Here is a 25,950-nt window from a genome sequence, read left to right on the forward strand (position 1 = left end):
GATGAATCGCGTGATAAGTTTGGCAGCACTGGCTACCGCGCTCGCCTGCACATCGGCGCAGGCGCAGCAACTCAACGTCAAGATTGGCGTACTGACAGATATGTCGAGTCTCTATGCCGATCTTAGCGGCCCCGGCTCGGTCGCCGCCGCCAAGCTGGCGATCGCCGACTTCACCAAGGCCAATCCCAACGTGAAGGTCGAGCTGGTCTCCGGCGACCACCAGAACAAGCCCGACATCGGCTCGCAGATCGCCAACCAGTGGTTCGACGTCGACAAGGTCGACATGATCATCGACACGCCGAACTCCGGCGTGGCGCTGGCCGTCAGCCAGATCACCACCACCAAGAACAAGGTGTTCATCGTCTCCGGCGCCGCGGCCTCCGACCTCACCGGTCCGAAGTGCACCGCCAACACCATCCATTGGACCTACGACACCTGGATGCTCGCCAACGGCACCGGCAAGGCGCTGGCGAAGACCGGCGGCGACACCTGGTTCTTCCTCACCGCCGACTACGCCTTCGGCCATGCGCTCGAGCGTGACACCATGGCGGCGGTAGAGAAGAACGGCGGCAAGGTGGTCGGCAAGGTGCGTCACCCGCTCAACACCAACGACTTCTCATCCTTCCTGCTGCAGGCGCAGTCGTCGAAAGCCAAGGTAGTCGGCCTCGCCAACGCCGGCGGCGACACCATCAACTCGATCAAGGCGGGCGCCGAGTTCGGCATCGTCAAGGGCGGCCAGAAGTTCGCCGGTCTCCTGGTGTTCGCGAGCGACGTGAATGCACTCGGGTTGCAGAACGCCCAGGGCCTGACACTGACGGAAACCTGGTACTGGGACATGAACGACACCAACCGCGCCTGGACCAAGCGCTGGCAGCAGGAACGAGCGGGCAAGTTCCCGACCATGGTGCACGCCGGCGTTTATTCGGGCCTGACCCACTACCTCAAGTCTGTCGCCGCGGTGAAGAGTGCCGCCGACGGCAAGGCGGTGGTCGAGCAGATGAAGAAGACGCCGACCGACGACGTGCTGTTCGGCAAGGGCACGGTTCGCGCCGACGGCCGCAAGGTGCATCCGGCTTATCTGTTCGAGGTGAAGGCGCCGTCGGAGTCCAAGTACCCCGGCGACTTCTACAAGGTGCGCGCCACCATCCCGGCGGAAGAAGCCTTCCGTCCGCTCAACGAAGGCAACTGCCCGCTGGCGAAGGGCTGAGCCACGCGAAGCGTGTCCCGGACGCGGTGCGGCATGAAATGACGCACCGCTGATCCGGGACCCGAGCGCAGAAAACCACGCATGTTGGAAATCTTCGGCATTCCTTCGACCGCTTTGTTCGGCCAGTTGCTCATCGGCCTGATCAACGGCTCGTTCTATGCGCTGCTCAGCCTCGGGCTGGCGGTCATTTTCGGCATGCTCAACATCATCAATTTCAGCCACGGCGCCCAGTACATGATGGGCGCCTTCGCGGCCTATCTACTACTGCAATATACCGGCCTCGGCTACTGGCCGGCGCTGATCGTCGCGCCGATCCTGGTCGGCATCACTGGCGTCATCGTCGAGCGGCTGTTCCTGCAACGGCTGTACAAGCTGGACCATCTCTACGGCCTTCTGCTCACCTTCGGCCTGGCGCTGATCTTCGAAGGCTTGGCGCGCAACAAGTTCGGCTCGGCCGGCCTGCCTTACACGCTGCCGGACTCGCTGCGCGGCGGGCAGAATCTCGGCTTCATGTTCCTGCCCAACTACCGCGCCTGGGTGATCGTCGCCTCGCTCGGCATTTGCCTCGGCACTTGGTTCGTCATCGAGTGGACGCGGCTCGGCGCCTATTTGCGCGCCGCCACCGAGAACCCGACGCTGGTGCGCGCCTTCGGCATCAACGTGCCGCGCATGATCACGCTCACTTATGGCTTCGGCGTCGCGCTTGCCGCCTTCGCCGGGGTGATGGCGGCGCCGATCTATAACGTCTCGCCGCAGATGGGCTCCGAATTGATCATCGTCGTCTTCGCGGTCGTGGTGATCGGCGGCATGGGCTCGATCCTGGGCGCCATCGTCACCGGCTTCGGCCTCGGCGTCATCGAGGGGCTGACCAAGGTGTTCTTTCCCGAGGCGTCCAACACGGTGATCTTCGTCATCATGGCGATCGTGCTGCTGGTCCGCCCGGCCGGCCTGTTCGGACGGAGGGCGTGATGGAACGCGTGGTCGATCCGCTCGCCGGCAAGCCGTCGCTCTGGCGCACGCAGGCCCAGGCCATTGTTTTCGTCGCGATGGTCGCCGGGCTGATCGCGGCGCCGTTCTTCACCTATCCCTTGTTCCTGATGCAGGCGATGTGCTTTGCGTTGTTCGCCTGCGCCTTCAACCTGCTGATCGGTTATGTCGGCCTCCTGTCGTTCGGCCATGCGCTCTATTTCGGCTGGGCAAGCTACATCTCGGCGCATGCCGCCAAGGTCTGGGGGCTGACGCCGGAGCTCGCCATTCTGGCCGGCACCGCGATGGCGGCCTTCTGCGGCCTGGTTGCCGGCGCACTCGCCATCCGCCGCCAGGGCATCTACTTCGCCATGATCACGCTGGCGCTGGCGCAGATGATGTATTTCTTCGCGCTGCAGGCCAAGTTCACCGGCGGCGAGGACGGCATCCAGGCGGTGCCGCGCGGCTATCTGTTCGGCCTCATCGACCTGCGCAATGAGATGACGATGTACGTCGTCGTGCTGGCGATCTTCCTCGGCGGCTTCCTGTTCATCTACCGCATCATCCACTCGCCATTCGGTGAGGTGCTGAAGGCCATCCGCGAGAACGAGACGCGCGCGATCTCGCTCGGCTACAAGACCGACCGCTACAAGCTGGTCGCCTTCGTGCTGTCGGCGACGCTGGCCGGGCTTGCCGGCGCCACCAAGGCGATCGTGCTGCAGCTGGCCTCGCTCACCGACGTCAACTGGCCGATGTCGGGCGAGGTGGTGCTGATGACCCTGGTCGGGGGGCTGGGCACCATCTTCGGGCCGGTGGTCGGTTCCTTCGTCATCCTGCTGATGCAGTTCAAGCTCGCCGCCGTCGGCGAATGGGTGCTGGTGATCCAGGGCGTCATCTTCGTCGCCTGCGTGCTCCTGTTCCGCCGTGGCATCGTCGGTGAAATCGCTCACAAGCTACGTATTAAGCTCTGAAACTCCCGTTATCGAGGTCTTTCAGAAGACCGATCGGAACACAGGATATCGCGGTCAAAACGGAATTCTCGCATGTACACCGAGCTTTCTCTTTTCATCGACGGAAAATGGCTTAACGGCGCAGGCCGCAAGGGCGAGGATGTGATCAACCCTGCGACCGGCAAGGCGCTCGGCTCGCTGCCGCACGCCAGCAAGGCCGACCTCGACGCCGCGCTGGAAGCCGCCCAGAAGGGCTTCCTGGTCTGGAAGGCCATGTCGGCCTACGACCGCGCCAAGATCATGCGCAAGGCCGCCGACCTGCTGCGCGAGCGCGCCGAGCGCGTCGCCACCGTGCAGACGCTGGAGCAGGGCAAGGTTTTCGCCGAGTCGCGCATCGAGGTTTTGACCTCCGCCGACATCATCGACTGGTACGCCGAGGAAGGCCGCCGCGCCTACGGCCGCATCGTGCCGGGCCGGCAGAAGGGCGTGCGCCAGATCGTGCTGCAGGAGCCGGTCGGCGTGGTGGCGGCGTTCACGCCGTGGAACTTCCCGACGCTCACGCCCGTGCGCAAGATCGCCGGCGCGCTGGCGGCCGGCTGCTCGATCATCATCAAGGCCTCGGAAGAGACGCCGGGCGGCTGCTTCGAACTGGTGAAGTGCTTCGCCGACGCCGGCGTGCCGGCGGGCGTGCTCAATCTCGTGTTCGGCGTGCCGGCCGAGGTGTCCGAGCACCTCATTCCGTCGCCGCTGGTGAAGAAGATTTCCTTCACCGGCTCGATCCCGGTCGGCAAGCATCTCGCGGGGCTGGCCGCCAAGGGCATGAAGAAGGCGACCATGGAGCTTGGCGGCCATTCGCCGGTCGTCGTCTTCGCCGACGCCGATCCGGAGAAGGCGGCTGATACCATCGCCGCGTTCAAATATCGCAACGCGGGCCAGGTCTGCATCTCGCCGACGCGCTTCTATGTGCAGGAGGCGAGCTACAGCAAGTTCGTCGCGCGCTTCACCGAATACGCCAAGAACATCAAGCTCGGCGACGGCCTGGAGAAGGGCACCACCATGGGCCCGCTCGCCAATCCGCGCCGGCTCGACGCGATGGAGTCCTTCGTCAACGACGCCAAGGGCCGCGGCGGCAAGATCGCCGCCGGCGGCTCGCGTCACGGCAACCAGGGCTTCTTCTTCCAGCCGACGGTAATCACCGACGTGCCGGACGACGCGAAGGTCATGACCGAGGAGCCGTTCGGGCCCTTGGCGCCGATCGTGCCGTTCAAGACCTTCGACGAAGTGGTGGAGCGCGCCAACGCGCTGCCGTTCGGGCTCGCGGCCTATGCCTTCACCTCGTCGGGCGCGACCGCGACCGCCATCGGTGACGCCATCCAGTCCGGCATGGTGGGCGTCAACAGCGTCGCCATCTCGACGCCGGAGACGCCGTTCGGCGGCATCAAGGAGTCGGGCTACGGCTCCGAAGGCGGCATCGAGGGCCTGCAGGCCTACATGAACACCAAGTTCATCTCGCAGGCTTAACTGGGATTGCTGATCTTATTTTACCGTTCGCTGTTTCGTATCTGAAATTCGCTGTTCTCGGCTTAGGGAATTTTGAGCTAAAGCACTGAATTCGTAAACGCCTCTGCTCCATTTTCTCCGGAAATGGCCGCTTGGTTGCGAAAATCCCTGTTAAATTCCCTGTTGCAGGGAATGATGAACGGAGACTGGTTCGATCCGCACTGCCTCGCCAGCCAGCCGGTCCGGCAGCGACCATATTATTCCAGCCGACCGTCCAAAAAAGCCGAAAGCCTCCGTGCAAATATCGGAATGCGCTCCGGACCAGGGTCGGGTCGCATTGCGCGAGCACCGGTGCCAGATCAACGTTTGATGTTAGGGTCTCGGCACGCAACCGCGGTTGCAAGCGAGCCGGCCTGAATCTCCCGCTGGAAGGCGCTCGGAAGTCAGATAAAGTCTGCCGGCAGGAATGAATTCGCGATGAGGCTGGCGTTCAGCCTACGGACGAGGAGGAGGTAGATCATGACGGCTATTCACGGCTATGTGGCCCCGACCGCCAGCGCCGACGAGTTCGGCGTGCATTCCCTCGATCAGTTCGTCCTGCAGGTTCCTGACGCCAGCGTCGCTCAGGACTTCTACACGAATTTCGGCCTGGACGTGCCGCGCGTGGACAACAGGCTGTTGCTCAAGACCTTCGGGCACGACCATGGCTGGGGATCGGTGATCGAAGGCGCGAAAGAAAAGCGCATGCATCACCTGTCGTTCGGCTGCTATGCCGAAGATATCGACCGGCTGAAGAAGCGCATCGAGGGGCAGGGGATCAAGCTGGTCGATCCGCCGCCGGGCTTCGAAAGCAACGGTTTCTGGTTCCGTAACCTCGAAGGCGTCCTGATGGAGATCAAGGTCGCGCCGAAGGTGTCGCCGGATCAGAAGGCGCAGAGCGAGTGGGTCACGGTCGGCCCTGGCAAGGCGGCGGCAACGGTGCGCGAGAAGTCGCCGCTGGTGCGCCCGCGACGTCTGTCGCATGTGCTCATCTTTACGAGCGACGTGCTCGGCTCGATCAAGTTTTACGAGAACACGCTCGGCCTGCGGCTGTCGGATCGCGCCTCGGATCTGGTGGCGTTCATGCATGGAATTCATGGCAGCGACCACCACCTGCTGGCTCTGGTGAAATCATCCGCGCCCGGGTTCCACCATTGCAGCTGGGACGTTTCGAGCGTCAACGATATCGGCGTCGGCGCCATGCGCATGGCCGACAAGGGATGGCAGAAAGGCTGGGGCCTTGGCCGCCATGTGCTCGGCTCCAACTACTTCCACTATGTCATGGACCCGTGGGGCAGCTTCTCCGAGTATTCCTGCGATATCGACTACATCCCCAAGGAAGATCGCTGGCCTTCCGCCGATCACAAGCCGGAAGACTCTTTCTATCTGTGGGGGCCGGAGGTGCCGCGTGAGTTCGTGCTCAACCGTGAGGCGGGCGAGAACTGATAGCCGTTCCCTTCGGTCGTGAGCGGCGGTCGGCTTTTGCCACCGCCGTCTTCGCGGCCCGGCGGCGTGGAGACGTCACGCCGGCGCGGCGGCGGCAATGCCTTCCAGCGCATCGCTCTTGCGCACCATGACGCGGCGGCGTCCGGTGTCGACGAGGCCCACGCTTTCCCAGGCGCTCAGCACGCGGCTGACGGTATGCAGCGTCGTTCCCGACATTTCAGCGAGATCCTGGCGTGACAGCGGGATCGATATTTCAATGCCGTTCGGCGTCGTGCGGCCGGCATGCTTGGCGAGCCGGAGGATTGCATGGGCGATCCGCTGCTCGACGCGCTCGGTCGCAATTTCGCGCAGCCGTATCTGCATCTCATGATAACGGGTGCCGAGCGCGGCAAGCGCATTCAGAGCGATGCTGGAATGCTTCTCCATCAGCGTCCGGATCGTGCCGGCGCTCCAGCCCATCAGATGGGTTTCCTCGACCGCGATCGCGGAGCCTGGATGGTTCGCGCCGCTGGACAAGGCCATGAAGCCGACGAACTCGCCGGGGCCGAGGTAGCGGATGATGATCTGTTGCCCGTCCGCTGTCGTCTGTGTGGCGCGTAGCCGGCCGACGACGACGATATAGGTCGCGGAAGTGGGGTCGCCCTGGCTGAACAGCACGTCGCCGGCTGCCAACCGCTTCTTGAAGGCGGCGTCGCGGGCCTCGATCAGGATGCGGTTGTCTGCGCCGCGAAACAGTTCGGTCCGCGCGAGGATCTGAAGATCGAATTCCGCCTGCCGTTCCATCGATACTTTCGCACACCCGTCCGCGTTTCTGGCGTCGCGGCCTCCGGCATACTAGCATGCGTCATCGACGGGAGCGTCAAAGACTGTAAAGACTGTCTGCCATGTTGACTGTCAACAAAACCGATCTGGTGCGGCATCATGTACCCGTGACAATGGCGGATCGCTTTGCGTTCCGCCTTGTCGGCGGGTTGTCCACGGTCGCGTCGGTTCTGTTCAGCAAGCGCTACGGCAACCGCGCGGTGGTGCTTGAGACGGTTGCGGCGGTGCCGGCGATGGTCTCGGCGACGCTGCTCCACCTGCGCTGCCTGCGCCGGATGGTCGACGATCACGGCTGGATCCGGACCCTGATGGTGGAAGCGGAGAACCAGCGCGCCCATCTGATGTCATTCGTCGCCATCGCGCGTCCGAGCGGCTGGCAACGCTTCCTGATCGTGCTGGCGCAAGGGGCGTTCTACAATTCGTATTTCCTGCTGCATCTCTTGAGCCCGCGCACCGCCTACCGCGTCGCCGGCTACATGTCCGAACAGGCGATCCAGGGTTACACGCGCTATCTCGAAGATCTCGAGTCGGGCGTCCAAACCGACATCGAGGCGCCGGCCTTTGCCATCGACTACTGGCATCTGTCGCCGCAGGCCAAAATCAGCGAGATGCTCGTCTCCATGCGCGCGGACGAGGCGATCCACCGGGACATCCAGCATGCGTTCGCGGATGCGCTGGTCGCCGGCAAGCTGCTGCCGGATTTGCCGGCCACCGATCTCGACGCCGGCTCAAGCATCGGCCTTGACGAGAAGCGGCTGGACGCCTCTTGAACGGCAATTTTCCGCAGCATCATTGTTGTCGTATTATGAAGTAATATCAATATGTTAACTGTAGTTCATCCCGCGAAGCGGGCAGTTTGCGCTGGATCAACGTCGCGGTGCGTTGGCTCCCGTAATCGATCAGATGCGGACGCTTAAACCGCAAACACGGCCGGGACGACATGCTTGGACAACTGACAATCGGTGAACGGCAGGCCGCGCTGGCCATGCTCGTCGTGCTGGCCGTTGTGGGCCTGGCGATGGCTGCGGCAGGGTATGACGACCCGTTCGGCGGGCAGGGCGCGATTGTCCTCGTCGCTGCGCTCGCCGGAATCTTCGGCCTGATCTCCGTCTATTACCAGCCCGCGCCCACCCCCGAGCGACTCGAGCGCTACTACGACGATCCGACCAAGGCCGGCATCGTCATCGCGATGATCTGGGCGGTCATTGGCCTGTTCGTCGGCGACTGGGTCGCGTGGCTGCTGGTCAATCCCGATCTCACCTTCGACGCCGCCTGGTCGAGCTTCGGCCGCATCCGGCCGGTTCACACCACCGCGGTGATCTTCGGCTTCGGCGGCAACGCGCTGATCGCGACGTCACTCTATGTTCTCCAGCGCACCTCGCGGGCGCGGCTACCCGACCAGTTGAGCCCGTGGTTCGTCGTCTACGGCTACAACCTGTTCTGCATCCTTGCCGTGACCGGCTATCTCGCCGGCATCACCCAGTCGAAGGAATATGCCGAGCCGGAGTGGTACGCCGACATCTGGCTCGTCGTGGTGTGGGTCGTCTATTTCTCGATCTATCTGCGGACGCTGGCTCGCCGCAAGGAACCGCACATCTACGTCGCCAACTGGTACTACATGGCCTTTATTCTGGTCGTGGCAGTTCTGCACATCGTCAACAATCTCGCTGTGCCGGTGTCCTTCGCCGGTATGAAAAGCTATTCGCTGTTCTCCGGCGTACAGGATGCGATGACACAGTGGTGGTACGGCCACAACGCGGTCGCGTTCTTCCTCACCGCCGGCTTCCTCGGCATGATGTATTACTACCTGCCCAAGCGCGCCGGCCGGCCGATCTTTTCCTACCGGATGTCGATCATCAGCTTCTGGGGCATCACATTCTTCTACATGTGGGCCGGCTCGCATCACCTGCACTACACGGCGTTGCCGCATTGGGTGCAGACGCTCGGCATGACCTTCTCGGTGATGCTGCTGGTGCCGTCCTGGGCCTCCGCCGCCAATGCGCTGCTGACGCTTAACGGCGCCTGGGACAAGGTGCGCGACGACGCCACGTTGCGCTTCATGATGGTCGCCGCGGTGTTCTATGGCCTCTCGACGTTCGAGGGCTCGTTCATGGCGATCCGTTCGGTCAATTCGCTGTCGCATTACACCGACTGGACCGTCGGCCACGTTCATGCCGGCGCGCTCGGCTGGGTGGCGATGATCACCTTCGGCTCGATCTACGCCTCGGTGCCGTGGCTGTGGAAGCGCGAAGCGATGTATTCGGCGAGGCTCGTCGAGGCGCATTTCTGGCTCGCGGTCGCCGGCACCATCATCTACGTCTTCGCGATGTGGAATTCCGGCATCATCCAGGGGCTGATGTGGCGGACCTATAACGAGAGCGGAACGCTCGCTTACTCGTTCGTCGACTCGCTGGTGGCGATGCACCCGTATTACATCGCGCGTGCGATCGGCGGCCTGTTGTTCCTGCTCGGCGCGCTGATCGGCTGCTACAACATCTGGATGACGATCCGCACCGCGCCGCGCGCGGCCGATGAACCGGTGTCCGGCCGTCCCGACTCCGTCCTTGCGGGCACACCCGCGCTGCAGCCGGGAGAATAGCGCCGTGTTCGGATATCATTACCGGCTGGAACGCAAGGCGATCGGACTCGTGCTCGCCATCATCGGCGTCGCTTCGATCGGCGGCATCGTCGAGATCGCGCCGCTGTTCACCATCCATCAGACGGTCGAAAAGGCTCCGGATATGCGGCTCTACACGCCGCTCGAACTGGCCGGCCGCAACATCTATATCCGCGAAGGTTGTTACGCGTGCCATTCGCAGATGATCCGCACGCTGCGCGACGAGGTTGAGCGCTATGGGCCTTATTCGCTCGCGGTGGAATCGAAATACGATCACCCGATGCTGTGGGGCTCCAAGCGCACCGGTCCTGATCTGGCGCGGCTCGGCGAAAAATACTCCGACGCGTGGCACGTCATTCACCTGAAGAACCCGCGCGACGTCGTGCCGGAATCGGTGATGCCGGCCTATGCCTGGCTCGCCCGCAACGAGTTGAAGACGTCCGATCTCGGCGCGCATTTGAAGGCGCAGCGTGCGGTCGGCGTGCCTTACACCGACGCCATGATCGCCAATGCTGCGGTGGATGCCTACGGCCAGGCAACGCCGGACTCGCCCGGCGCCGAAGGTGTCGCCGAGCGTTACGGCAAAGCCACCACCGTGCGTGTCTTTGACGGCGAGCCGGAACGGCTGACCGAAATGGATGCGCTGGTGTCCTATCTTCAGATTCTCGGGCGCCTGACCGATGCCGCGCACAAGCCCGTGACCGCGGCGAAGGACTAGATCATGGATCTTACCCACGACATTACGGTCTGGTTTTCCAAATCGTTCGGCCTGTTCTATCTGCTGGCGCTCTCGGCGGCCGTTCTTGTCTATGTCTATTGGCCGTCGAACAAGGCTCGCTTCGACGAGGCTGCCACATCGATCCTGCGCGAGGAGGACCGGCCGTGGCGGTAGAAGAACGCGACCCGCATACCGGCTACCTGACGACCGGCCATGAGTGGAACGGCATCACCGAACTCAACACGCCGGTGCCGCGCGCAGTCTATTTCTTTCTCATCACGACCTTTCTGTTCTCCGTCGGCTACTGGATTCTCATGCCGGCCTGGCCGCTGGGCGTCAGCTTTACCAAAGGTCTTCTCGGCATCGATCAGCGTGAAATCGTCACGCAGTCGCTGCAGGAGGCGGCGCTCGAGCGCAGCGCGTGGACCAAACGCATCGAGGCGGAGAGCTTCAATCAGATCCGCGCCGACGCCGGGCTGATGAAGGTCGTGCGAGAAACCGGCCGCACGCTGTTCGGCGACAACTGCGCGGCCTGCCACGGCACCAATGCGAAGGGAAGCAAGGGCTTCCCCAATCTCACGACGTCGGCCTGGCTCTGGGGTGGCAGCCCCGAGAAAATCGCCGAAACGATCCGCGTCGGCGTGAATTCGGGGCATGCCAACGCGCGCAGCTCGCAGATGCTCGCATTCGGTCGCGATCAGGTTCTCAAGCGCAACGACATCGATAATGTCGTCGCCTACGTGCGATCGCTTTCCGCGGCGGTTGCCGTCGGCGGGATGCAGGCCAAGGCGGTAGAGGCGGGGCGGGCGGTGTTCGCCGCCAATTGCGCTTCCTGTCACGGCGACGAGGGCAAGGGAAATCCCGAACTCGGGGCGCCGGACCTGACCGATAACGTCTGGCTCTATGGCGGCGACGAGGGTTCGATCTACGCGACCGTGTGGGGCGGCCGGCAAGGTCTCATGCCGAGCTGGGAGAGCCGTCTGTCGGCGCTCGACCGGAAGATCCTCACGCTTTATCTCGTCGACCTGCGCGCGGTGAAACCATGAACGCGATGGCGGCATTGTTCGGACGCAAGACGGCGGTCCGGCTCGCGGTCGGCGCCGGACTTGCGCTCATAGCCGCCGCCAACTGGCATCTCGTCTATGTCGCGACCGCTTCACAGCCCGGCTGCGTGCCGCATCTGCGGCAGAGCGACGGCGGCGCCGACAGTTTTCGCGCGGCGGTGTCATCATGCACGGTGAAATGATGTCGATCGTTTGGTGTTTCGTACAGCGGAGGCAGGCATGACCACCATTCCGGCGGTTCTGCCGCCCGTCCCGCGAGAGAAAGCCTGGACCCGGAATCTCCCGGCGTCGGCCGCGTTCGGCTGGCTCGCCGCCGGCTGGCGCGATTTCGTGACGCATCCGGCCGCGAGCCTCAGCTATGGCCTGCTGGTCTTCGCGGTGTCTGCCGCGATTGTCACCGGACTATTCGCTTTCGGCCTCGATTACATCCTGTTTCCGGCATTTGCGGGCTTCATGGTGGTCGGCCCGCTGCTCGCGATCGGCCTTTATGAAAAGAGCCGGCGGCTCGCGGCCGGTGAGCCGGTCAGTCTTGCGAGGATGATCTTCGTCAAGCCCGCGTCCAACGGGCAGGTGCTGTTCACCGGCGTTCTGCTGTGCCTGTTGATGCTGCTGTGGATGCGCGCCGCCGTGATCATCTACGCCCTGTTCTTCGGTCTGCGGCCGTTCCCCGGTCTCGATCACATCGCGCCGATGCTTTTCACCACGCCGGTCGGGTGGGCCATGCTGGTGGTCGGCAGCGCGGTCGGCGCGCTGTTCGCGGCGTTCTCCTTCGCGATCAGCGCGGTGTCGATCCCGATGCTGCTCAACGAGCGCATCGATGCGTTGACCGCGATGGGCTCGAGCGTGGCTTATACCTGGAACAATCTTCCGGCGATGCTGACCTGGGGCATCATCGTGCTTGTGTTGTTCCTGCTGTCGCTTGCGACCGGCCTCGTCGGCCTGATCGTCGCGTTCCCGGTGCTCGGTCACGGCACCTGGCACGCCTATCGCGCCATCCGTCCTTCGTCCGAGGGGCGGTCATGAGCTGCTGTGCGGCCGGCCCGGACATCGGTTTGGCCGCGCGTGAAGCCGCCGGCGAGGAGATCCGGCTCGCGAGCCGCGCGGTTGATGACGGGCGCCGGCAGACCGATCTCTCCGTGCCGGATATCCATTGTGGCGCCTGCATGCGTCGCGTCGAGAATGCGCTCGCCCGGCTGCCGGGCGTCGAGCAGGCGCGGGTCAATCTCTCGACGAAGCGTGTCGCGGTGCGCTGGCGTGGCGACAACCCACCGCCGCTGATCGAGACGCTGCAGGCCATCGGCTACGAGGCACATCTTTGCGATGCCGCGGCGGAAGGGAAGGATCGCGCGCTTACCGAGTTGGTGCTTGCGCTGGCGGTGGCCGGGTTTGCCGCGAGCAACATCATGCTGCTGTCGGTCGCGGTGTGGTCCGGCGCGGAGGGCGAAACGCGCGACCTGTTTCACGGCTTGTCCGCGCTGATCGCGCTGCCGGCGCTGGTTTATTCTGGCCGCATCTTCTTCCGTTCGGCGTGGAACGCGGTGCGCCACGGCCGCACCAACATGGACGTCCCGATCTCGATCGGCGTTCTGCTCGCGTTCGGTCTCAGCCTTTATGAATCGATCGTTCACGGGCCACATGCCTATTTCGATGCGGCGACCATGCTGCTGTTCTTTCTGCTGATCGGCCGCACGCTCGACCACATGATGCGCGAACGCGCCCGCGTCGCCGTCGCCGGGCTCGCGCGCCTTGCCGCGCGCGGCGCGCTGGTGCTGGAGGCGGACGGCACGCAGACCTACCGCCCGCTCGAGGAGATCGTGCCCGGCATGTCGTTGCTGCTGGCCGCCGGCGAGCGTGTGCCGGTCGACGCGCGCGTCGCGAGCGGCCGCTCGGAGATCGACTGCTCGCTGGTCACCGGCGAGAGCCTGCCGCAGCCGGCCGGCGAGGGCACGCTGCTGCAGGCCGGTACGCTGAACCTCACCGGGCCGCTCACCGTTGTCGCGACGGCGGCGGCGAAGGACTCGTTCCTCGCCGAGATGATGCGGATGATGGAGGCTGCCGAAGCCGGCCGCTCGCTGCATCGGCGGATTGCCGATCGAGCCGCGCGGCTCTATGCGCCGGTCGTGCATCTCACCGCGCTTGCGACCTTCCTCGGCTGGATGGTGGCGACCGGCGACCTGCATCGCTCTGTCACGATCGCAATCGCCGTGCTCATCATTACCTGTCCCTGTGCGCTCGGCCTCGCAGTGCCGATGGTGCAGGTCGCGGCTGCGCGGCGGCTGTTCGAGAATGGCATCATGATCAAGGACGGCGGCGCGCTGGAGCGGCTCGCCGAGGCCGATACCGTGATGTTCGACAAGACGGGCACACTGACGCTGGGCCGTCCCCGGCTGGTCGATGCCGACGGGCACACTGCCGAGACGCTCGGCGTCGCGGCGGCGATTGCTTTGCATTCGCGGCATCCTTATTCGCTGGCGCTCGTCGCCGCGGCCGGCGGGGCAGGCCTTGCGCGGACATTCGATAGCGTCAGCGAACACCCCGGTTGCGGCCTCGAAGCTGCGAGCGGCACGACGGTCTACCGGCTCGGCCGCCCGGACTGGGCGCTGAACGATGCATCATCCGCGGCGGCAGCGTCCGCCAATGTCGTGTTGGCGCGAGACGGGCAGTTGCTTTCTGCATTCCGCTTCGAAGACAGGCTGCGTGGCGACGCGCGGGCCGCGGTATCGGCGCTCGCCGCCATGGGCATCGCGGCCGAGGTGCTGTCCGGCGATCATGAGAAGGCTGTGGGAAGCATCGCCGCCGTCCTTGGTGTTGGTCATGCCGCGCGCGTTTCGCCGGGCGGCAAGGTCGCCCACATTGCGGCGCGCGCCGCCACGGGCCGCAAGGTGCTGATGGTGGGGGACGGGCTCAACGACGCGCCGGCGCTCGCCGCCGCGCATGTCTCGATGGCGCCAGCAAGCGCGGCGGACATCGGCCGCAACGCCGCCGATCTCGTCTTCCTGCGCGAGAGCCTCATCGCGGTGCCTCAGGCCATCTCGATAGCCAGGCAGGCTGGCCGGCTGGTCCGCCAGAATCTCGTGCTCGCGGTCGCCTACAATATCGTTGCAGTGCCGGTTGCCGTTGCCGGCGAAGTGACGCCGCTGATCGCCGCGCTCGCGATGTCGGGATCCTCCATCCTGGTTGTCGCAAACGCGCTGCGCTTGCGCGGTATCCGGAAGGCGGCTGTGCCGGTGAAACGCGGCGTTGTTTCGCTGGCTATCGCCGCCGTAGAGGGGCATCGGTGATCGATTATTTCTACCTGATCCCCATTGCACTTGGGCTTGGCGCGGTCGCGCTCGGCGCCTTCATGTGGTGCCTGCGGTCGGGCCAGTACGACGATCTCGATGGCGCCGCAGAGCGCATTCTGTTCGAGGATGATTAAGTCCGCTTGCGCGCGCAAATTCGCCGGCTTCGCGGAGCGCTAGTGGGCGTCCTGCTCGTCGGCGTACCAGTCCGGCTTGTGCGGATAATGCGGACCGTCGTAGATTTCGACGATCACCGTTTCTTCGTGCGCGATCGCGGGGCCGTGTACGTTGCCCTTCGGGTTGCAGTAGAAGCAGCCGGGCGTCAGGGTGACGCCGGTCGAGGTGTATTCGTACTTGCCCTGCAGGCAGAACATGAACTGGTTCGACGAGTGGTAGTGCGGCTTCGGGATGCCGGCGCCCTTGTCAAACTTGATGAGTGCGATCGAGGCGCCGGTTTCCTCGTTCCGCCACAGCATCTTCTCATGAACGCCCTTCAGCGATTTTTCGCGCCAGGGAACGCCGTTGGACTGGATGAGGATTTCATCGAGGCTCGGTGCGCCGGCGGGCATCTGGGTCATCGTCATGTCCTTATCTAGGCTTGCGAACGCGGGAATAAGGCGTCAGACCGTCCAGGTGACGGACTTTATCTCGATCAGTCGCGACAGATAGACGACGTTCGACTTGTTGGTGAGTTGGTGCACTTCGCGCATCTCGTCGATGAAGGTGTAGGAGCCGGCCGGCTCCTGCACGGTGATCTTCCTGCCCGAAATGGTTTCGATCTCGTTCTCGCCGCCGCTCAATGAGAGCACCGCATAGGGGTGGTAGTGAATGTGGAAGCCGAGCGTTTGGCCCGGCTCGAGCCGCACCTCCCACATGCGAATGTGCTCGTTTTCGAGCAGCACCTTGTCGCCGATCTCGCGCAGCGCGATGCGGCGCGCAGCTGCTGCTTTCAACCCGTATTTGTCGTCCATGCGCGCCTCCTATGCGTTCGGAAGAACGGCGATGGCATTGATCTCGATCAGGTAGTCTGGGGACACCATCTTGGCGACCTCGACCATGGTCGAGGCGGGCAGCGGCGCCTTGAAATATTCGGCGCGCACTTTGTGGATGGCGTCGAACTGCTCGATGTTGCGGACGAAGACGTCGACGCGGCAGATGTCGTCCATCGTGCCGCCGGCGGCTTCGACCGCGGCTTTCAGGTTCTCGCAGACCTGCCGGGTCTGCGCCGAAATATCGCCGATCCCGGCGATGCTGCCGTCGGCGCAGCGCGCCGTCATGCCGGAGATGAAGACGAGGCGGCCGGTCGCCTCGATGGCGGTTGCGTGCGAGAAGACGCCGGGCGGTTGGCGGAGCTTCGGGCTGCTGATCTGGGTCTTAGGCATGGCGTTTCTCTCGCGTGGACTCATGGAAGGGGGCGGTGACGCCGAGTTCGCCGGCATAGCGGGCGAGCATCGTGGCGACCGGTTCGTCGAGCGTGACGACGCCGTCGGCGTCCTGCTGGCGCCGCCACTCGATCTCACCGGGCGCGAACAGGCCCGTGACGCCGGGCGCGCGTGCACCGGTACGGATGCGTTCGGCTGCGGCCGCGGCCTGCTGCCGGAACACCGCGAGGTCGCAGAAATGCGCGACATCAGCGGCGATGAACAGGTGTGAGCAGTCATAAGGCGTGGCGAAGTCGCCGTAGAGCGGCTGCACCTGCGGACCCGTAGCGCCCTGCGCTAGCAATCCGCACAGGAGGTCGATCATGAAGGAGAGGCCGAAGCCCTTTGCGCCGCCGGACGGCAGCAGCATGCCCTTGATGGCTTCGGCGGGATCGGTGGTCGGCGTGCCGCGCGCGGTGACGGCCCAGGATTCCGGAATAGCTTCGCCGGCTTTCTCCGCCATGCGAATCTTGCCCATGGCCGCTTCGCTGGTCGCCATGTCCAGAACGATCGGAATGTCGCCGTCGGTCGGCACCGCGATCGCAATCGGATTGTTGCCGACGGCGCGTTCCGCTCCGCCGGGGGCAGGCATCAGGGGGCGCGTGTTGCACATCGCGATGCCGATGCAGCCGGCCTCGGCCGCCTGCCGGGCATAACGGCCGGCCGCGCCGAAATGGAAGCCGTGGCGTACGGTGACGATGCCGGCGGCGAACTCGCGCGCTTTCGCAATCGCCATGTCCATGGCCCGCGCGCCGGTGACATGACCGAGCGCGTGCCCGGCATCGAGCACCACGGCGCCGTGGCGGTTCGACACCACCGTTGCGCTTTCCCCACGCGAGACGGAGCCCTTGCGCAGCCGCTCGATATACATGTCGGCGAGCATCACGCCGTGCGAGCGCAGCCCCATCAGATCGGCCTCGACCAGCCCGTCGGCCACGACCTCGGCCGCGCCCTGCGGCGCGCCGGCGGCGTGGAACAGCTGCGCCATAAAGGCGCGCAAGTCGTCGGCCGGAATCCGCCGGGCCTGTTCGGACATCACGCGTACTCGATCTTCTGGGCAGCGATCTTCACCGACAGCGTGAAGCTGCCTTCGTTCATCAGCCAGGGGATGATCTTGTAGGTGCGAACCCCATCGCGATGCATCGGATCTGCGTCGGCGATTTTGCGCGCCTCTGCGATATCCTTGGCGCGATAGACGATCATGCCTTTGCCGGTCCATTCCTCGCCTTTCTCGTCGGAGAGAGGGCCAGCGGCGACGATGATGCCGCGCTTTTCCAGGTCGCGCTGATATTCGAGATGAATGCCGAGATGGCGCTGCACGGCGAGGCGGTCCTGCTTCGGCTCCGTGAAGCAGATGAAGTATTCGCGTGCGGCGAGGCCTTCCGCCCGCGCATTGTCGATCCGTTGCCGCCAGGTCTGGATGGTTTCGGTCATTTTGCCGGTTTCCTGTTGACGACTCGAAGTTCGGCAGGCCGTTTGCGGTCCGCGAGCGAGGCCGCAACCTTGTCGAGCGTCCGGGTGATATGGAGGCGGTTGAGTTCGAGCGTCTTGCCGACGTCGCGGCTCAGCGCCGCGCGCATCAACTGCTTGTGCTCGGAGACGTCGTCGCGCGAGGGTGCGTTGGCCATAATCGACAGCGCGACATAGCGTTCCGCCTGTTCGAACAGGCGGGAGCGGATCGACATCAGCGTCGGCGCGCCGCAGGCGGCGACCAGCGCCGCATGGAAGCTCTCGTGCTCCTTGCTCCAAGTCTCGCTGATCGTGCGCGGGCCTTCGAATTTCTCCTGCCGCGACAGCCGATGGAAGGCGCTCACGAGGTTCGCCTCCCAGTCGACGCCGCCATTCTTCAGCGACCAGCGCAGCGCGACCCCTTCGATCTCGATGCGCGTGGTCATCAGGTCCGTGAGATTGTCGAGCGAGACGTCGGAGACCCGGAAGCCCTTGTTTTCTTCCAGTACGACGAGGCCCTCGGCCTCGAGTCGCATCAGCGCCTCGCGGATCGGGCTGGTGCTGACGCCGTAATGCTCGCGCAGCGCCTCGACGCGAAGCCGCTCGTTCGGCATCAGCCGGCAGTTGAGGATGTCGGACCGCAACCGCGCGAGCGCGGCGGAATTCAGCGTCGTCGCGGCGTCGGAGCGGGCGAGCGAGGTCGTCTCAAGCGAAGTCGGCATGGGCCAACGGATCTCCCGGCGCGCAGGAATGCGGCATTTGGAGATAGCCGAGCGACTCCCGATAATCAAATGGATTTTCGAAAATCTATTGACGTCCCGAAACTCGCATTGCACGATGACGGGCATCGCGGACGCCGTACGCCGCGCCGTGCAACAGGGGAGGTTGGGGTATGAGCGCGTGGATTCGTATCGCTGCAGTGTCGCTTGGGATCGTCTCGTATACCGTCGCGGCCGCTCCGGCCTCGGCGCAGGACGCAAAACCGCTGACGAAAGTGGTGTTCTCGCTCGACTTCATTCCGCTCGGCCGCCATGCGCCGTGGTATGCCGCGCTCGCCGAGGGCTACTTCAAGGATGAGGGCCTCGACGTCAGCATCATCCCGAGCCAGGGCACCGCGCAGGTGATCCAGGCGGTTGAATCCGGCACCGCCAATATCGGTTTCGTCGACGTGCCGAGCCTCGTGCTCGCGCGCAGCAACGGCTCCAAGATCAAGATGGTCGCGGTGAACTACCAGAAGGCGCCTTATGCGATCTTCAGCCTCAGCACCGGCGCCAATGTCACTCAGCCCAAGCAGCTGGAGGGTTTGACGCTCGGCAGCGGTGCGGGCAGCTCGACGCCGAAGATCATCCAGGGCTTCATGGCGCAGAAGGGGCTCGATCCGGCGAAGCTCACGATTTCGAATGTCGCGCCGCCGGCGCGCGCCTCGATGCTGCTCGCGGGACAGGTTCCTGCGATCGAATTCTTCGTCATGTCGAAGCCCGGTCTCAGCGGCGGCGCGAAAGCCAAGAACGCGGAACTGCGGACGCTTCTGCTGGCGGACCACGGCCTGCAGCTTTATTCGAACGGCATCGCCGCCACCGAGGACTATCTCGCCAAAAACGGCGATGTGGTGAAGCGCTTCGTACGCGCCGCCCTGAAGGGCTGGAAGTTCGCGCTGGCCAATCCGGAGAAGGCGGCAGCCGAGCAGATCAAATACGTTCCCTCGCTCAAGCCGGATGTGATCGTGGCCGAGCTTGGCGTGGTCGGCGATCTCGCGGTCACCGACGACACCAAAAAGAACGGCTTCGGCTGGTTCGACCCGGCGAAGATGAAGGCGAATGTCGATTTCGTCGTCAAATATATCGGCGTCACCGGCAAGGCGCCGGCTCCGGCTGACCTCTACGCCACCGGCTTCCTGCCGTCGCCGGCCATCAAACCCTGAGAGGACGCGACCCATTCAGATCGAACCTGCAAACAGCACACAGGGGCGGACGAGCGCCGCCCCTGTTCCGTTTGGGCACTTCAAGGACGTCCATCAGTCCTTCGGGCGCGCCAAGGAGCCGCCGCTCGTCGCGATCGATAACATCACGTTCGATCTGAAGGAGCGGCAGCTGGTGACGCTGCTTGGCCCGAGCGGCTGCGGCAAGACCACGTTTCTGAAGATTGTCGGCGGGCTGATTGGCGCAACGAGCGGCACCATCCAGATCGGTGGCCGGGATGTGACCGAGCCGCACGAGGATTTCGGCGTGGTGTTCCAGCAGGCGAACCTGATGCCGTGGCGGACGATCCTCGATAACGTGCTGTTCCCCATGGAGATTCTCGGCCGCACCGGCTCGGCGGCGAAGCAGCGGGCGCAGACGCTGCTGGCGCAGGTCGGCCTCGAAGGCTTCGATCGCGCTTATCCCTCGCAGTTATCGGGCGGCATGCAGCAGCGTGCCGCGCTCTGTCGTGCATTGATCCACGAACCGAAACTTCTCCTGATGGACGAGCCGTTCGGCGCGCTCGATGAGCTGACGCGCATGGAAATGCAGGATCTGCTGCTCGACATCCGCGAGCGCACCGGTGCGACGACTCTGTTCGTCACCCACAGCATCAGCGAGGCGATCTACATCTCCGATGCGGTTGTCGTATTCAGTAGGCGGCCCGCGGTGATCGCGGACTACATCGAGGTCGATCTGCCTTATCCGCGCTCGGCGGAAATCCGCTATTCCGCGCACTTCACCGAGCTCGAGCACAGGGCGGGCCGTGCGCTCGGGATTGCCCGATGATGCTGCGCAGGATCGAGAACACCATCTATCCGCTGGCTGGCGTCGCCGTCATCCTGATCGCGTGGGAGCTTTACACCTGGGCCTTCGGCATCAGCCGGATCGTATTGCCGAGCCCGTCCGACATCTATCACGCATCGGTCGCCAACTGGCGCATCCTGCTGGTCGAAACCTGGCCGACGTTCTTCGAAAGCCTGCTGGGCTTTGCACTCGCGGTGGTGATCGGCATCCCGATCGCTGTCTGCGTCGCCAATTCGCGCATTCTCAATCTGACGCTCTATCCCATCCTGATCGCGACGCAGTCGGTGCCGAAGGTTGCCATCGCGCCGATCGTGCTGGTGTGGTTCGGTCTCGGCATGCAGTCGAAGCTGGTGATAGCGTTTCTCGTCGCGTTCTTTCCGATGGTGGTGGACACCGCGGCAGGCATGCGGGCGACGCCGCCGGGTCTCCTGGAACTGGCGCGCTCGCTGCGCGCCTCGCGGCTGCAAATTTTCCTGAAGGTGCAGTTTCCCGCCGCGCTGCCGTTCGTCTTTGCCGGCGCCAAGGTGGCGGTGACGCTCGCCGTGATCGGCGCGGTGATCGGTGAGTTCGTCGGTTCGGTCAACGGTCTCGGCAATCTGCTTCTCGCGGCGAACTCGCAGCTCGACAGCCCGCTCGCCTGGGCGGCGCTGGTGTGGTTGAGCGTGCTCGGTATCCTGCTGTTTGCCGCCGTGGTCGTCGCCGAACGGCTCATCATGCCGTGGTCCGGTTCCGGCCACTGAGCGAAAATATCCCCCCGTACTCGTCCGTTCCGAAGAGTGACTCTATTCGGGGACGGCGCCGCCGCTCGCCTCCAGGCCGCGCGCAATCAGGTCCGCGGCATTCAGCAGAGGCTTGAGGCCACGGCTTGCGAGCGCGTCCGGCTTCATCCGCACGGTCGGCGCGGCGACGCTGAGCGCTGCGATCGGATAGCCGTCGCGGTCGAGGACCGGGACAGCGAGAACGGTCAGGACGGTGGAAATCGTCGAACCGCTCAGCGCAAAGCCCTGCTTGCGGACCGCGGCAAGTTTTTTGTCGAGATCGGGCGGAGCGGCGATCTCCTGAAAGTCGCGCTGCCGCGACGGCTGCTTGAGCGTGCGGATGCGGTCGGCGTCCGGCAGGAAAGCGAGGATCGCCCAGCCGATCACACTGGTCGCCGCCGGGATCAGCGTGCCCACGCGGATATCGACGCCCAGTCGCGTGATGCCGGCGCGCATGCGCTCGACGTAGAGCACGTCGCCGCCATCGAGCACGCCGAGGCTTGCCGCTTCGTTCGTTTCGTCGACCAATGCGCGCAGCATCGGCCGCGCCAGCATGCGAATGTCGCGCCGTCCGATGGCATGGAAGCCGAGGTCGAGTACCTTCAGCGTCAGCGCGAAATGCTTGGGATCCGAGCGCGCGACATAGCCGAGATCGACCATCGTGTTCAGCATGCGATGCGTTGTGCCGGGATCGAGGTCGGACGCGGCGGCAAGCTCGCTCAATGTCAGGTCGGCATCGGATGCGGCGATGGCTTCGAGCAGCCGGAATGCCTTGCCGAGAGATTGCACGGAACTTTTGCTGCTCGCTGCGTCTCGCGCGACGGCCTTCTTCGCAGATTTCCTGGGGCGGCTTGGCATGATCTGCACGGTCGCTGGCTTTGAGGATCGCGATGCCGCCGGCTTCTTGACAAGGGCGGCACCGGCTGACACCTTATCAAAACGAAAATAATTTCGCAATCCGAAGGTCGGATGTTCGGCCGCGAACCGTGCAACACGGCTTCGGTTGGCTCGCCGGCAAGACCGGGCGGACAGGAAGGGCGTACGGGAAGGCGTTATGGCAGCCGCGTCATCTCCGGCAAAGGGGGCCGCTGGAACCCTGCGCATCGCTGTCGATATCGGCGGCACCTTCACCGATCTCGCGGCATTCGACGAGGCGACCGGCGCCCTGCATTTCGGCAAGGCGCTGTCAACCCACGGCGAATTGGTGCGCGGCATCGAGGATACGCTCCACGGTGCGCGCATCGCGGCCAAGGACGCCTATCTCTTCCTGCACGGCTCGACCATCGCGATCAACACGCTGCTCGAACGCACCGGCGCGGAAACGGCGCTGCTCATCACCGAGGGCTTCCGCGACATCTATGAGATCGGCCGCGTCAACCGGCCCGACGCCTATAATCTGTTTTTCAGCAAGCACGAGCCGCTGATCCGCCGCTCGCTGCGCTTCGAGGTGCCGGAGCGCCTGCGCGCCGACGGCACGATCCACAAGGAACTCGACGAGCAGGCTGTCCGTAATCTGGTGCGCTCGCTGAAGGATCGCGGCATTCAGGCGGTCGCGGTGCTGCTGCTGCACTCCTATCGCAATCCCGCGCACGAGGTGCGCGTCAAGGAGATCGTGCAGGAGGAACTGCCCGGCACGTTTGTCTCGGCGTCACACGAGCTGTCGCAGGAGTATCGCGAATTCGAACGGGTCTCGACCGTCGCCGCCAATGCCTATGTCGGCCCGCGCGTCGCGGCTTATCTCGGCGAGCTTGAAAGCCATCTGACCGATGCGGGCTTTCGCGGCAGCTTCTATGCCGTGCAGTCGACCGGCGGGTTGTTCCCGATTGCCCATGCGCGGCGGGACTGCGTGCGGATGCTCGAATCCGGTCCCGCTGCCGGTGTGATCGGCGCGCAGGCGATCTGCGCGCAGATGGGCATGGGCGAGGCGATCGCTTTCGACATGGGCGGCACCACCGCCAAGGCCGGCGTCATCAGCAAGGGCGAGCCGCTGACGACGGGCAGCGCGCTGATCGGCGGCTACGAAAAGGCGCTACCGATCCAGATTCCGATGATCGATATTTTCGAGGTCGGCACCGGCGGCGGCAGCATCGCCAGGATCGGCGAGGGTAACTCCCTCCGTGTGGGTCCGCAAAGCGCGGGCTCGATGCCGGGGCCGGCCTGCTACGGCAGGGGCGGCAAGGAGCCGACCGTCACCGACGCCAACCTGCTGCTCGGCCGGCTCGACGACAAGAACTTCCTCGGCGGCGAAATGGCGCTGGACACCGCCGCCGCTCATGCTGCGATGCAGGCCGTTGCCGGTCCACTCGGCCTGGACGAGATCCAGATGGCGGACGGCATTCTGCGCATCGCGGTCACGTCGATGTCGCACGCCGTCAAGGCGGTCACCACCGAGCGCGGACTCGATGCCGGCTCCTTTACGATGGTGGTCTATGGCGGGGCGGGGCCGCTGCATTCGTCGGCGATCGCGCGCGAGATCGGCATTCGCCGCGTGCTGGTGCCGTTCTCGCCGGGCCATTTCTCGGCCTATGGCATGCTGTTCAGCGATCTGCGCTATGACTATGTGCGCTCCTGCTTCAAGCGGCTCGACGAAGCTTCGTTCGACGAGCTTGAGGCGATCTATGCCGACATGGAGCGCGAAGGGCGCGCGGCCATCGCCGACTCCGCCGTGAAGCCGAGTGAGATCCGGGTCGCCCGCGCCGCCGACATGCGGTACGTCGGTCAGGAACACGCGGTCACCGTCGATCTCGACGAGAGGTTCTTCCGGGAGCAGGACCGGCGCGGCATCAAGGGCCAGTTCGACGAGGTCCATGCCGTACGCTACGGGACCTCGGCGCCGAAGGAGCCGGGCGACATCGTCAGCCTGCGGCTCACTGTCACCGGTCTGATGAAAAAGCCGAGCCCTCGCACGGTCCCCGAAGGCGGCAAGGCGCCGGAGAAGGACGCGCTGCTGCGCAAGAAGCCGGTCTATTTCCGCGATGCCGGCGGCTTCGTCGATACGCCGGTCTACCGCCGCACGCTCTTGCGCAGCGGCAACGAGATCGCAGGACCGGCGCTGATCGAGGAACATGCCTCGACCACGGTGCTCGCGCCCGGCGACCGCCTCGCGGTCGATGCGTTCGGCAATCTCGTCATTGCGATCGGGAGCCAGACATGACGTCCGAGCAGAAATCGCCCGAGATCGACGCCGTCACCGTCGAGGTCATCCGCAACGGTCTTCTCGCCATCACCGAGGAGATGAAGACCAACCTGATGCGGACGGCCTACAACCTCATCATCTACGAGGCGCTGGATTTTACCGTTGGTCTGTTCACGGTGAAGGGCGAGACGATCTCGATCGGTCTCGGCCTGCCGATGTTCATCCGCGGCATGGCGGAGACGGTAAAGGCGAAGATCAAGCATTTCGGCCTCGACGGCATTCATCCCGGCGACATCCTCGTCACCAATGACGCCTACACCACCGGTTCGCACCTCAATCACTTCACCTTCACCCAACCGGTTTTTCACAACGGCGAGATCATCGCTTTTTCGTGCTGCATGGCGCACTGGCTCGATGTCGGCGGGACGCTCGGTCAGGTTACGACCGACATTTTCTCCGAAGGCATCCAGATTCCGATCGTGAAGTACCAGAAGGCCGGGGTGGTCAATCAGGATCTCGTCGACATCATCGCGATGAATGTGCGCCTGCCGGAACGCGCACTGGGGGACCTGCGCGCGCAGATCACGGCGGTGACGACCGGTGAGCGCCGTTTCACCGAACTGGTCAATCGCTACGGCAAGGAGGCGGTGCTCGGTTCCGTCGCCGTCATCATGGATCATTCGGAGGCCATCGCGCGCGCCAATACGCGCAATATACCGGACGGCGTCTACGAGGCCGAATCCTACATGGATGACGACGGCGTCGATGTCGGCGAGCGCATTCCGATCAAGGTCAAGGTCATCAAGCAGGGCGACGAGATGACCATCGATCTCACCGATGTCAGCAAACAGGTTCGGGGTTTCTACAATTCCGGCTACACGACCGGAATCGCCTGCGCGCAGGTCGCCTATAAATGCCTCACCACGCCGACCGATTATCCGGTCAATGACGGCAGCTTTCGGCCGCTGAAAGTCATCATGCCGATGGGCCGCGTCATCAGCGCGGAGCGGCCGTTCCCGATGCGCGTGTGGATGACCTTCCCGATGACGGTGATCGACACGATCTTCAAGGCGCTGGCGAACGCGATTCCTGATCGCGTGATCGCCGGCCACCACGCCGACCTCGTGTTTCCGAACATCCACGGCATTTCGCCGAGCGACGGCCGGCTGTTCATCGTGGGCATCGGTCCGCTCGGCGGCGGGTGGGGCGCGAAGAAATCCGAGGACGGCATTTCCGCAACCGTGTGCATGAACGACGGCGACACCCACAACAGCCCCTCGGAGCAGCTCGAGTCGAAATATCCGGTGCTGGTCGAGCGTTATTCGCTGCGGCAGGATTCCGCAGGCGCCGGCCGGAACCGCGGCGGCCTCGGCGCGGAGATGGTGGTACAGGCGTTGTCACCCTTCGCGGTGACGACGCGAATCGACCGTGTTCACTGCAAGCCCTGGGGCTTGCACGGTGGCATGGACGCCGCCGGCAATGGGATCGGTATCCGCCGCAACGGCAAATGGGAAACCGATATGCCGAACGCCAAGATCTTCGGCGTGCGGCTGCGGCCGGGCGACGCCTATCTGATGAAGTCCGGCGGCGGTGGCGGTTTCGGCTCGCCGCTCGATCGCGACGCCGAACGCGTCGCCTCCGATGTGCGCGAGGGCTATGTCGGCGCCGATGCGGCGCGCCGTGACTACGGCGTCGTCGTCACGGCGGATGGCGTGCTCGATGCCGACGCGACGGCAAAGTTGCGCGCGCAGATGCGTGAAAAAGGCGCAACAGGTGGAGAAATCAAGGCTGCCGCCGGTTGAGCTTCGGGG

27 protein-coding genes are annotated in these 25,950 nt (G+C 64.5%); 19 read left to right on the plus strand and 8 right to left on the minus strand.

Going from position 1 to position 25,950, the window contains the following annotated elements:
* Window position 1: 1 nt before the first annotated feature.
* The 5 genes from AB7F10_RS06585 to AB7F10_RS06605 all read left to right on the plus strand — a co-directional run bounded on the left by AB7F10_RS06585 (window position 2) and on the right by AB7F10_RS06605 (window position 6,108).
* Window positions 2-1,207 (plus strand): ABC transporter substrate-binding protein, encoded by a 1,206-nt coding sequence (locus AB7F10_RS06585; RefSeq protein WP_428559431.1) that lies wholly within the window; start codon window positions 2-4, stop codon window positions 1,205-1,207.
* An 81-nt stretch (window positions 1,208-1,288) separates the two neighbouring features.
* Entirely contained in the window at window positions 1,289-2,176 is an 888-nt protein-coding gene (locus AB7F10_RS06590; RefSeq protein WP_428559429.1) for a branched-chain amino acid ABC transporter permease, read from the plus strand.
* Window positions 2,176-3,144: a branched-chain amino acid ABC transporter permease gene (locus AB7F10_RS06595; RefSeq protein WP_428559427.1), complete on the plus strand. Its 969-nt coding sequence runs from the start codon at window positions 2,176-2,178 to the stop codon at window positions 3,142-3,144. Before AB7F10_RS06590 ends, AB7F10_RS06595 begins: the two co-directional genes overlap by 1 nt.
* A 72-nt stretch (window positions 3,145-3,216) precedes the next feature.
* On the plus strand, window positions 3,217-4,644 hold the full coding sequence (locus tag AB7F10_RS06600) for an NAD-dependent succinate-semialdehyde dehydrogenase (protein WP_428559425.1): 1,428 nt from the start codon (window positions 3,217-3,219) through the stop codon (window positions 4,642-4,644).
* Window positions 4,645-5,142: 498 nt separating this feature from the next.
* Window positions 5,143-6,108: a VOC family protein gene (locus tag AB7F10_RS06605; protein ID WP_428559422.1), complete on the plus strand. Its 966-nt coding sequence runs from the start codon at window positions 5,143-5,145 to the stop codon at window positions 6,106-6,108.
* Window positions 6,109-6,183: 75 nt separating this feature from the next.
* On the opposite strand, the gene AB7F10_RS06610 is transcribed toward AB7F10_RS06605, so the two are convergent.
* Complete coding sequence (locus AB7F10_RS06610; RefSeq protein WP_428559419.1) at window positions 6,184-6,891, minus strand: Crp/Fnr family transcriptional regulator; 708 nt, start codon at window positions 6,889-6,891, stop codon at window positions 6,184-6,186.
* Window positions 6,892-6,992: 101 nt separating this feature from the next.
* Between AB7F10_RS06610 and AB7F10_RS06615 the strand changes: the two genes are divergently transcribed.
* The 9 genes from AB7F10_RS06615 (at window position 6,993) to ccoS (ending at window position 14,747) form a co-directional block, all read left to right on the plus strand.
* Complete coding sequence (locus AB7F10_RS06615) at window positions 6,993-7,700, plus strand: alternative oxidase (protein WP_428559417.1); 708 nt, start codon at window positions 6,993-6,995, stop codon at window positions 7,698-7,700.
* Between the two features lie 170 nt (window positions 7,701-7,870).
* Entirely contained in the window at window positions 7,871-9,529 is a 1,659-nt protein-coding gene (gene ccoN, locus AB7F10_RS06620; protein WP_428559415.1) for a cytochrome-c oxidase, cbb3-type subunit I, read from the plus strand.
* 4 nt (window positions 9,530-9,533) lie between these two features.
* Window positions 9,534-10,265 carry a cytochrome-c oxidase, cbb3-type subunit II gene (gene ccoO, locus AB7F10_RS06625; RefSeq protein WP_428559412.1) on the plus strand — a complete coding sequence of 244 codons (732 nt, stop codon included), beginning with the start codon at window positions 9,534-9,536 and terminating at the stop codon, window positions 10,263-10,265.
* 3 nt (window positions 10,266-10,268) lie between these two features.
* Window positions 10,269-10,439: a cbb3-type cytochrome c oxidase subunit 3 gene (locus tag AB7F10_RS06630; protein WP_428559410.1), complete on the plus strand. Its 171-nt coding sequence runs from the start codon at window positions 10,269-10,271 to the stop codon at window positions 10,437-10,439.
* Window positions 10,430-11,311, plus strand: a complete 882-nt coding sequence (gene ccoP, locus AB7F10_RS06635) for a cytochrome-c oxidase, cbb3-type subunit III (protein WP_428559408.1) — start codon at window positions 10,430-10,432, stop codon at window positions 11,309-11,311. The genes AB7F10_RS06630 and ccoP overlap by 10 nt, the downstream gene beginning before the upstream one ends.
* Window positions 11,308-11,511, plus strand: coding sequence for a hypothetical protein (locus tag AB7F10_RS06640; protein WP_428559406.1), 204 nt, complete (start codon window positions 11,308-11,310; stop codon window positions 11,509-11,511). Before ccoP ends, AB7F10_RS06640 begins: the two co-directional genes overlap by 4 nt.
* A 37-nt stretch (window positions 11,512-11,548) precedes the next feature.
* On the plus strand, window positions 11,549-12,352 hold the full coding sequence (locus tag AB7F10_RS06645; RefSeq protein WP_428559403.1) for a DUF2189 domain-containing protein: 804 nt from the start codon (window positions 11,549-11,551) through the stop codon (window positions 12,350-12,352).
* Window positions 12,349-14,610, plus strand: coding sequence for a heavy metal translocating P-type ATPase (locus AB7F10_RS06650; RefSeq protein ID WP_428559400.1), 2,262 nt, complete (start codon window positions 12,349-12,351; stop codon window positions 14,608-14,610). The genes AB7F10_RS06645 and AB7F10_RS06650 overlap by 4 nt, the downstream gene beginning before the upstream one ends.
* Window positions 14,607-14,747: a cbb3-type cytochrome oxidase assembly protein CcoS gene (gene ccoS, locus AB7F10_RS06655; protein WP_428559398.1), complete on the plus strand. Its 141-nt coding sequence runs from the start codon at window positions 14,607-14,609 to the stop codon at window positions 14,745-14,747. The genes AB7F10_RS06650 and ccoS overlap by 4 nt, the downstream gene beginning before the upstream one ends.
* A 39-nt stretch (window positions 14,748-14,786) precedes the next feature.
* On the opposite strand, the gene AB7F10_RS06660 is transcribed toward ccoS, so the two are convergent.
* The 6 genes from AB7F10_RS06660 to AB7F10_RS06685 are packed head-to-tail and all read right to left on the minus strand — an operon-like array spanning window position 14,787 to window position 18,202.
* Window positions 14,787-15,188 (minus strand): cupin domain-containing protein, encoded by a 402-nt coding sequence (locus tag AB7F10_RS06660; RefSeq protein WP_428559395.1) that lies wholly within the window; start codon window positions 15,186-15,188, stop codon window positions 14,787-14,789.
* A 42-nt stretch (window positions 15,189-15,230) separates the two neighbouring features.
* Entirely contained in the window at window positions 15,231-15,581 is a 351-nt protein-coding gene (locus tag AB7F10_RS06665) for a hypothetical protein (protein WP_428559393.1), read from the minus strand.
* Between the two features lie 9 nt (window positions 15,582-15,590).
* The gene (locus tag AB7F10_RS06670; RefSeq protein WP_428559391.1) at window positions 15,591-15,992 is read right to left on the minus strand and encodes a RidA family protein; all 402 of its coding nucleotides are present in this window, start codon (window positions 15,990-15,992) and stop codon (window positions 15,591-15,593) included.
* A complete protein-coding gene (locus tag AB7F10_RS06675; protein WP_428559388.1) occupies window positions 15,985-17,067 on the minus strand; it encodes an Ldh family oxidoreductase in 1,083 nt (360 codons plus the stop codon). The genes AB7F10_RS06670 and AB7F10_RS06675 overlap by 8 nt, the downstream gene beginning before the upstream one ends.
* On the minus strand, window positions 17,067-17,465 hold the full coding sequence (locus AB7F10_RS06680; RefSeq protein WP_428559386.1) for a YciI family protein: 399 nt from the start codon (window positions 17,463-17,465) through the stop codon (window positions 17,067-17,069). Before AB7F10_RS06680 ends, AB7F10_RS06675 begins: the two co-directional genes overlap by 1 nt.
* Window positions 17,462-18,202 (minus strand): GntR family transcriptional regulator, encoded by a 741-nt coding sequence (locus AB7F10_RS06685; protein ID WP_428559384.1) that lies wholly within the window; start codon window positions 18,200-18,202, stop codon window positions 17,462-17,464. Before AB7F10_RS06685 ends, AB7F10_RS06680 begins: the two co-directional genes overlap by 4 nt.
* Before the next feature lie 170 nt (window positions 18,203-18,372).
* Here AB7F10_RS06685 and AB7F10_RS06690 point away from each other — a divergent pair, with 170 nt between their 5' ends.
* From AB7F10_RS06690 to AB7F10_RS06700, 3 genes are read left to right on the plus strand one after another with little or no spacing between them, the layout of a single operon-like run.
* Complete coding sequence (locus tag AB7F10_RS06690; RefSeq protein WP_428559382.1) at window positions 18,373-19,401, plus strand: ABC transporter substrate-binding protein; 1,029 nt, start codon at window positions 18,373-18,375, stop codon at window positions 19,399-19,401.
* A gap of 19 nt (window positions 19,402-19,420) precedes the next feature.
* Window positions 19,421-20,227, plus strand: a complete 807-nt coding sequence (locus AB7F10_RS06695; RefSeq protein WP_428587150.1) for an ABC transporter ATP-binding protein — start codon at window positions 19,421-19,423, stop codon at window positions 20,225-20,227.
* Window positions 20,224-20,985, plus strand: a complete 762-nt coding sequence (locus AB7F10_RS06700) for an ABC transporter permease (protein WP_428559380.1) — start codon at window positions 20,224-20,226, stop codon at window positions 20,983-20,985. The genes AB7F10_RS06695 and AB7F10_RS06700 overlap by 4 nt, the downstream gene beginning before the upstream one ends.
* Window positions 20,986-21,027: 42 nt before the next feature.
* Here the strand turns inward: AB7F10_RS06700 and AB7F10_RS06705 are convergent, their stop codons facing one another.
* Complete coding sequence (locus tag AB7F10_RS06705; RefSeq protein ID WP_428559378.1) at window positions 21,028-21,792, minus strand: IclR family transcriptional regulator; 765 nt, start codon at window positions 21,790-21,792, stop codon at window positions 21,028-21,030.
* Window positions 21,793-22,057: 265 nt separating this feature from the next.
* Between AB7F10_RS06705 and AB7F10_RS06710 the strand changes: the two genes are divergently transcribed.
* Both AB7F10_RS06710 and AB7F10_RS06715 read left to right on the plus strand, forming a co-directional pair.
* On the plus strand, window positions 22,058-24,157 hold the full coding sequence (locus AB7F10_RS06710) for a hydantoinase/oxoprolinase family protein (RefSeq protein ID WP_428559376.1): 2,100 nt from the start codon (window positions 22,058-22,060) through the stop codon (window positions 24,155-24,157).
* On the plus strand, window positions 24,154-25,941 hold the full coding sequence (locus AB7F10_RS06715) for a hydantoinase B/oxoprolinase family protein (RefSeq protein ID WP_428559374.1): 1,788 nt from the start codon (window positions 24,154-24,156) through the stop codon (window positions 25,939-25,941). Before AB7F10_RS06710 ends, AB7F10_RS06715 begins: the two co-directional genes overlap by 4 nt.
* Window positions 25,942-25,950 lie beyond the last annotated feature (9 nt).

The organism is Pseudolabrys sp. (assembly GCF_050250095.1).
GTDB lineage: Bacteria > Pseudomonadota > Alphaproteobacteria > Rhizobiales > Xanthobacteraceae > Pseudolabrys.